Genomic DNA, 7888 nt, shown 5'->3' on the forward strand with positions numbered 1-7888 from the left:
CTCCTGGCGGCCGCGACTTTCCGTCCCGGAGGAAATCCGTGCGCGCTTCGTCGCGCCGGCGGTGACCGGCTTCGGCGCGATGGCGCTGGTCGGGTTCTACGCCGCGTTGGCGCCGAGCATCCTGGCGCAGCAGCTGCATGAGACCAACCATGCCGTCGCCGGCGCGCTGTTCTTCGAGCTGGCGATCGTCACCGCGATCAGCATTGTCGTTCTGATGCACATGAAGAGCAATAAGGCGATGCTGGCTGCGCTGGCATTGATGATCCCAAGCGTCTTGTTGGTGGTGGCGGCGCAGATATTGGCCTCGATGGCACTGATGGTTGCTGCGACGGCCTGTTGCGGCGTTGCGGCGGCGCTTGGTTACCGTGGCGGCCTGCAAGTGGTGAACGAGATCGCGCCCAAGGATCGTCGCGCCGAAGTGGTGTCCAGCTTCTTCATCTGCTGCTTTGTCGGCAACGCCTTGCCCGTCATCGGCATCGGCATCGTTTCGACCTATGCCAGTCCCGTCGCTGCCAGCCTGGCGTTCGCCGGCATGATCGTGGTGTTTGCGTTGGTGGCGCTGGCTTTTGGGCTGAAACAACAACGGCGTTGAGGGCCTGGAGCGGTCCAGCGGAACCGGGTTGGCTTCAGCCGTTCGGTGTTTCAGGCGAAAGATGCGCGCGTCCGCGCGGCACGCCAAGACCGGTGTCCGGCGGCTCGCCGGCGGCCGGCCTGTCCTCGATCATGTGCGTGGTGCGCCAGCGGCCGAAACGATAGTAGGCCGCCGCCAGTACAAGCGAGCTGATCGAACCCGCCGGGAAGCTCCACCACAACGCTTCCTCGCCGATCACGCCACGCATGAAATAGGCAAAGCCGGTGCGCACGACCAGCACCGAAATGACCAGGATGATCAGCGGCGGCATCACGGCACCCGTGGCTCGTACGGTGGCAAACAGCACGATGGTTATGCCGAACAGGATGAACGACCACGAGGCGACATTGTTGATGTGGACGGCGATGTCGATCGCCGCGCTGTCGCGGCTCAGGAACAGGCTCAGCACCGAACGGTCGAAAACCGACAGCACGGCAACCAGTGCGCCGGTCAGGACGAGGTTGAAGCCGACGCCTGAGGCGGCGATGCGGCCGATCCGGTCCCAGCGCCCGGCGCCGACATTCTGTGCCGCCATCGAGGACACCGCGGCGCCGATGGCGAGCGCCGGCATCTGGATGTAGGTCCACAGCTGGGCGGCGATGCCGTAGGCGGCGGCGACCTGTGAGCCGTAGGAATTGACGATGCCCATCACCGTCAGTGCCGCCGCCGAAATGACGATCATCTGCAGGCCCATCGGCACGCCCTTGAAGACGACGATGCGCAGCAAGGTGGGATCGGGCCGCAGCAGAGCGAGGTTGGCGCCGGCCAGCCGCAGCGGATGCTTGCGCACATAGAGCACGATCAGGATGGCGATCACGCTAACCGTCTGGCCGATCAGCGTGGACGTGGCGGAGCCCGCGATGCCGAGTTCGGGAAACGGTCCGATGCCGGCGATGAGCAATGGGTTGAGCACGATGTCGAGGACGACGGCCAGCGCCATGAAGAAGAAGGGGGTGCGTGAATCGCCGGCACCGCGCAGCACGGTCATGACGAAGGACAGAAGGTTCATCATCGGCACGGCGACGAAGATGATGCGCAGATAGGAGCGCGCCAGCGGCAAGGCGTCGGCCGGTGTGCCGAGCGTGTTGAGAATGGCGTCAACCCAGATCCAGCCGCAGACCGCGAAGACAACCGAGACGAGGAAGAAGAACGTCGCGCTGGTGCCGACAATGCGGCGCGCCTCGGGCAGGTCGCGGGCACCGACCGACTGGGCCACCAGGATGGTGGCCGCCATGCCGATGCCGAACACAGTGCCGAGGATCAGGAACAGGACGAGGTTGGCATTAGAGGTGGCGGTCAGCGCCGATTCGCCGAGAAAACGGCCGACCCAGACGGCGTTGATCGAGCCGTTGAGCGACTGCAGCACGTTGGAGCCGAGCACCGGCAGGGCGAACAGCAGAAGCGTGCGCGGGATCGGGCCGCTGGTCAGGTCGCCGGTGCGCCGGCGCGCGGGCATTTTTTCGTCCATGGCGGGCAACTCGGCGGATGGTGATTTGGATCCAGTCCACGATGATATCGCAGGCGGGACCGAGATGCACCCTTGCGAACGCGCGGCTGAAAGGCCGCTGCCCCGTTCATGCCTGCCGCGAGCCCAGCGGACGCGCCAAGCGCGCCCGCCCGTGCAGTGGCCGTTACTTCCCGGCGAGACCCGGCAGCGTGACCTGATAGACCAGGAACATGGTGTCGACATCGGCGCCGTCTTCCGCCTTGTAGGGTGCGCCGACCTGAAAACCGTCCTGGGCGAGGAAGTCGTTGTCGTTGGCGACGAACAGGAAGTAGTCGTCGGGCAGCTTCGGATCGAGAACGCTGACCACCGACATCGCCTCCCACTTCTCCGACAGGTTGTTCTTGTCGTTCGGCGCGCCATTGTGCAGGCCGAAGCGGCCGAGTTCGCCCTTGTCGTTGATGTCGATGAACGGCGTCAGCTTGGCCGGCATCACCGACGGGTCGAGCACGCCCTTGGGCGCCAGCGGCTTGTCGGCGGCATCGAAGGCGCCGCCGGCGATGTCGGTCGCGGCCGAGACGTCGACGACGAAGATCTGGCGCACCAGCGAGGTGTCGCCCTTCAGCCCCTGGCCGTTGCCGCTGTCGCGCGCCAGCATCAGGAAGGTCTTGTCGGAGAGCGCCACGATCTCGCTCTGCGCGGCGATCTTGGTCTTGCCCTTGGCATCCTTGAACACCGGCAACGGCACGACATACTCATGCGCCAGTTTGAGGTGGGCGAGGTCGGACGCGTCATAGACCAGCGCACGCGTGTTCTGGCGCGTCGCGGGCGAATCGCCGCCATCCTGCCGGGGCGCCGATTGCAGCACCGCGATCAGGAACTTGCCGTCCGGCGTCATCGCCATTCCCTCCAGGCCCTGGTTGTTCTGGCGGCCGGTCTCGGGGTCCTTCGGATCGGGCTCGGCGGCACCGGGTCCCGGATTGTCCGAGGCGAAGTTCGGCGTGCCGTGGCGCATCGGCACGAAGGCGGCCGGTGGCTGGGTTGCCGACAGCAGATGCCCGTCGGCGGAAAACCGATAGATGTTCGGGCCGTATTCGTCGGAGATGAACATCGAACCATCGGGCAGCCGCACGATCGCCTCGTTGTCGAGCGCCAGCTTGCCATTGTCGGCTTGCGGCAGGATCGGCATGTCGCCGCTTGCCGCGCGCACGCCGTTGAGTGGGTCGAGGCCTGTGGCATCAGCCCCCTTGTCGTCGGTGAGAAGCATGGTGTCGGCGAGCGTTGCCTTGACGCCCGTCTGCTCCTGGCCGGCAGCAGGTGCCGCGCCCGGTGCGACCGGAGCAAATTCGATGGCGATCGTGTTGAGGCGCGGCCGGTAGTTGGTGGTGCCGACGACATTGTAGCCACGGTCCGGCAACAGCCAGAGCGAACCCCTGTAGCCGGCGGTGTCATGCGTCCAGCCTGATGCGTCGATCGCCATGCCGGAACCCGAGCCGAAGGTCTCGCCGAACTTGTCGCGCTGAGCGGCCGGGATGCGGCCGACGCCGACCAGCCCCTTGTTGACGAGGCCGCCGACGGTCGCGGTGCTGTCGGCGAGCGCCGGCGCCAAGGCGGTGAACAAGGCCAGCGCGACGCCAAGCGACGCGGGTCGATACAGGTGCTTCATGGATAATCCTCTTTGTGACGGATGTGCCGGAGCGGCCGGGGGACGAAAAACTGAAAGAGGTACGACATCGATGATGTTGCGCAAGCCTCCCCGAAACGCGGTCTACGGCGCGAACATGATGCTTGCGTGACAGCGCGCAGTGCATGCCGGCGGTCGACGAAAAACGATGCGCGCGCGCCGGCACTGGACACTTATGTCCAGTGGATATATACTCCAGTCTTCGGACCAACCGTGGAGGGGAAGCCTTGAAGTCGCACTACCGCGCAGTCGTCATCGGAGGTGGCGTGGTCGGAGCCTCGGTGCTCTATCACCTGACGCGGTTCGGCTGGAGCGATGTGGCGCTGATCGAGCGCGCAGAACTGACGGCCGGTTCGACCTGGCACGCGGCGGCAGGCTTCCATGCGCTCAACGCCGATCCCAACGTGGCGGCGCTGCAGGACTACACCATCAATCTCTACCGGGAGATCGAGGCCGAATCCGGCTGGGATATCGGCCTGCACATGACGGGCGGCGTCAACATCGCCAGCGATCCCGCGCGCTGGGAGTGGCTGAAATCAGCCTGGGCCGTGTTCCAGTCGGTCGGCATCGAGACCGCGCGCCTGGTCACGCCCGACGAGATCAAGGCGATCTGCCCGATCGTCGACGTCAACGGTGTTCTTGGCGGCCTGCATGATTCCAACGAAGGCCATCTCGACCCGTACGGTACCACGCATGCCTATGCGGGTGCTGCGAAGAAGCGCGGCGCCGACATCATCTTGCGCAACCGGGTCGTCGAGCTGAAAGCACGTGCCGACGGGCGCTGGGACGTCATCACCGAGCAGGGCACCATCATCGCCGAGCATGTCGTCAATGCCGGCGGGCTGTGGGCGAAGCAGCTCGGCCGCATGGCCGGCGTCGACCTGCCGGTGACGCCGATGGAGCACCACTATTTCATCACCGATGACATTCCGGAGATCGCAGCACTTGACAGGGAAATCGGCATCGCCGTCGATCTCGACGGCTTTTCATACCTGCGGCAGGAGCGCAAGGGTGTGCTGCTTGGCGTCTATGAGCAGAACCCAAAGCACTGGAACATGGACGGAGCGCCGTGGGATTACGGCATAGAGCTGATCCCGGAAGACATCGACCGCATCAGCCCGGAACTCGCCAAGGCGCATGAGCGCTTCCCTTGCCTGGCGACGGCCGGTATCCGCAAATGGGTCAACGGCGCCTTCACCTTCACGCCGGACGGCAATCCGATTGTCGGGCCGGTGCGCGGCCTGAAGAACTACTGGGTCGCCTGCGGCGTCATGGCCGGTTTCAGCCAGGGCGGCGGCGTCGGCAAGTCGCTGGCCGAATGGATGATTTTCGGCGAACCGCAGGCCGACATCTTCGGCATGGATATCGCTCGCTACGGTGCCTTCGCCGCCAACCGCGAATATCTCAGGCAGACGACGCGCCAGTTCTATTCGCGCCGGTTCGTCATGACCTTTCCCAATGAACGGCTGCCCGCCGGCCGGCCGCTGAAACGCCCCGGCGCCTATGACGGCATGAGCGCGGCGGGATGCGAATGGACGGCTTCCTGGGGGCTGGAAATCCCGGCCTATTTCGCGCCGATGGGATTTGCCGAGAGCACGACGCTGCGGCGCTCCAACGCCTTCGACATCGTCGGCGAGGAGGCGCTGCAGGTGCGGCGCGCCGCCGGCCTCGTCGATATCTCGGCCTATGCGCGCTATGCGGTGTCGGGGCTGGGTGCGGAGGCGTGGCTCGACCGGCTGCTCGCCTGCCGATTGCCGAAGGCGGGGCGGGCCGGCCTGGCGCCGATGCTCGGCCATGACGGACGGCTGAAGGGCGACCTCACCGTCTTCAACTGGGGCGGCGGCTCTTATTGGCTGATGGGCTCCTACTATCTCCGGGAATTCCATATGCGCTGGTTCGAGAGCCATGCGGCGGAGGGCGTCACCATCGCCGACCTCTCCGACACGATGAGCGGCTTCCTGCTCACGGGGCCGAATGCGCGGGAGATTCTGGAGCGCACGACGCATCAGGATGTTTCCGGCGCAGCATTGCCGTTCATGGCCTGTGGCGCATTCGACATCGGTATGGTGCAGGCACGTGTGGCGCGGCTGTCGATCGCGGGCGAACTCGGCTTCGAAATCAGTTGCCCCGTGACCATGCACGCCACGTTGCGCGACACGCTGCTGGCTGCGGGCGAGGATCTGGGCCTTGCTGAAATCGGCTACTATGCGCTCAATGCGCTGCGGCTGGAGAAGAGCTTTGGCATCTGGTCGCGTGAATTCACGCAAGGCTATACGCCGGGCCAGACCGGTCTCGACCGCTTCATCGCTTTCGGCAAGAGCGACTTCATCGGCCGCGAAGCAGCGTTGAAACAGCGGGAGGCCGGCAGCGGCCAATGCCTGGTGACGCTGGAAATCGATGCGCTCGACGCCGATGCCAGCGGTTTTGAGCCTGTCTGGCATCAGGGCCGACGCGTCGGCTTCGTCACCTCGGGCGGCTATGGCTATACGGTCGGCAAGAGCCTGGCGCTGGCTCTGGTCGACCGCGATTTCGCGGGCGAGGGCACCGCGCTCTCCGTGCATGTCGTGGGTGAGGAACGGCCGGCGCGTGTCGTCGCGGCCTCGCCCTACGATCCCCTGGGCAAGGCAATGCGGCAATGAGGAGGATTTCCGATGGTCGATGACGCGGCACGGGACGGCAGGCGCGAGCGCCGGCGTGGACGCACGGGCGAGGCCGGTAGCGAAAGCAGCCGCCGTCCCAATTACCATTCGCTGAAGAACCCGTTCCTGCCGCAGCCGATCTTTTCGGACGACCAGGCGGCTTCGATCCACGACACGGCGCTGCGGGTGCTGGAAGAGCTCGGCATCAAGGTGCTGCTGCCGCAAGCGCGTGAGCATTTTGCCAATGCCGGCGCCCTGGTCGATCCAGACACCGACATGGTGCGCATCGGCCGTGACATGGTGACGGCGGCACTCGCCTCGGCGCCGAAGTCGATCCACGCTTACGCCGGTTCGCGCGCCCGCGATCTGACGCTGGAGCTCGGCTCGATGACCTTCCTGGCCGGGTGCGGGGCGCCGAACGTCACCGATCTCGAGCGCGGCCGGCGGCCGGGAACACTGGCGGATTTCGAGGATCTGATGCGGCTGGTGCAGCATTTCGATGTGCTGCATATGCTGGGGCCCTGCATCGAACCGCAGGATGTCGACAACCGCTTTCGGCACTATGCCGTCAACCGCGCGCAGTTGACGCTGTCGGACAAGCTCCCGTTCGTCTTCGCGCGCGGAACGCCGCAAGTCGAGGACGGGTTCGAGATGCTGCGGCTGGCGCGCGGCTTGTCGGAAGAGGAGTTTCTGGCAAGCGCGCATTGCTACACCGTCATCAACACCAACTCGCCGCGTCAGCTCGACATTCCGATGGCGCAAGGCATCATCGATTTCGCTCGCGCGGGGCAGGTCTCCGTCATCACGCCGTTCTGCCTGGCGGGCGCCATGGCGCCGATAACGGTCGCCGGCGCGCTGACGCTGCAGCATGCCGAAGCGCTGGCCGGGCTGACGCTGGCGCAGATCGTGAGGCCGGGTGCGCCGGTCGTCTACGGCTCGTTCTCCTCCAATGTCGACATGAAATCCGGCGCGCCCGCCTTCGGCACGCCCGAGCACGTCAAGGCGACGCTGGGCGCCGGCCAACTGGCGCGCTTCACCGGGCTGCCTTGGCGGTCCGGCGGCGGCAGTGCGGCCAACATCTCCGACGCACAGGCCGCGCACGAGACGCAGTTCGCGCTGTGGGGCTCGGTGCTGGCCGGGGCGACGATGTGCATCCATGCTGCCGGCTGGCTGGAGGGCGGCCTCAGTGTCTCCTTCGAGAAACTGATCACCGACATCGAGGCGCTGCAGACGGTGGCTGAACTTTGTGCTGCGACGCCCGGCGACACCGACACGATTGGTTTCGAAGCTATCGCCGAGGTGCAGCCGGGCGGGCATTTCTTCTCGGCCGGCCACACCATGGCGCGCTATCGCACCGCCTTCTATGAACCGCTGGTGGCCGACTGGTCGAATTTCGGCAACTGGACGCAAAGCGGCTCGAAGACGGCGAGCGAGCGCGCCACCGGCGTCTGGAGGCGGGTGCTTGCCGATTTCGCGCCGCCGACCTCGGC

At 65.9% G+C, this 7888-nt stretch carries 4 protein-coding genes and 1 pseudogene; 3 read left to right on the top strand and 2 right to left on the bottom strand.

The window, feature by feature from the left end; translation table 11 throughout:
- Window positions 1-592, top strand: a pseudogene (locus tag ENZ75_RS13490) (MFS transporter); the annotation flags it as partial.
- A gap of 34 nt (window positions 593-626) precedes the next feature.
- On the opposite strand, the gene ENZ75_RS13495 reads toward ENZ75_RS13490, so the two are convergent.
- A complete protein-coding gene (locus ENZ75_RS13495) occupies window positions 627-2087 on the bottom strand; it encodes an MATE family efflux transporter (protein WP_244506837.1) in 1461 nt (486 codons plus the stop codon).
- A 175-nt stretch (window positions 2088-2262) separates the two neighbouring features.
- Window positions 2263-3741, bottom strand: coding sequence for an esterase-like activity of phytase family protein (locus tag ENZ75_RS13500; protein WP_063168295.1), 1479 nt, complete (start codon window positions 3739-3741; stop codon window positions 2263-2265).
- A 245-nt stretch (window positions 3742-3986) separates the two neighbouring features.
- Here ENZ75_RS13500 and ENZ75_RS13505 point away from each other — a divergent pair, with 245 nt between their 5' ends.
- Complete coding sequence (locus tag ENZ75_RS13505; RefSeq protein ID WP_063168294.1) at window positions 3987-6398, top strand: FAD-dependent oxidoreductase; 2412 nt, start codon at window positions 3987-3989, stop codon at window positions 6396-6398.
- Between the two features lie 12 nt (window positions 6399-6410).
- On the top strand, window positions 6411-7888 hold a 1478-nt coding region (locus ENZ75_RS13510), incomplete at its 3' end, for a trimethylamine methyltransferase family protein (RefSeq protein WP_128278137.1).

Source organism: Mesorhizobium sp. M7A.F.Ca.CA.002.04.1.1, assembly GCF_004022805.1.
GTDB lineage: Bacteria > Pseudomonadota > Alphaproteobacteria > Rhizobiales > Rhizobiaceae > Mesorhizobium > Mesorhizobium ciceri.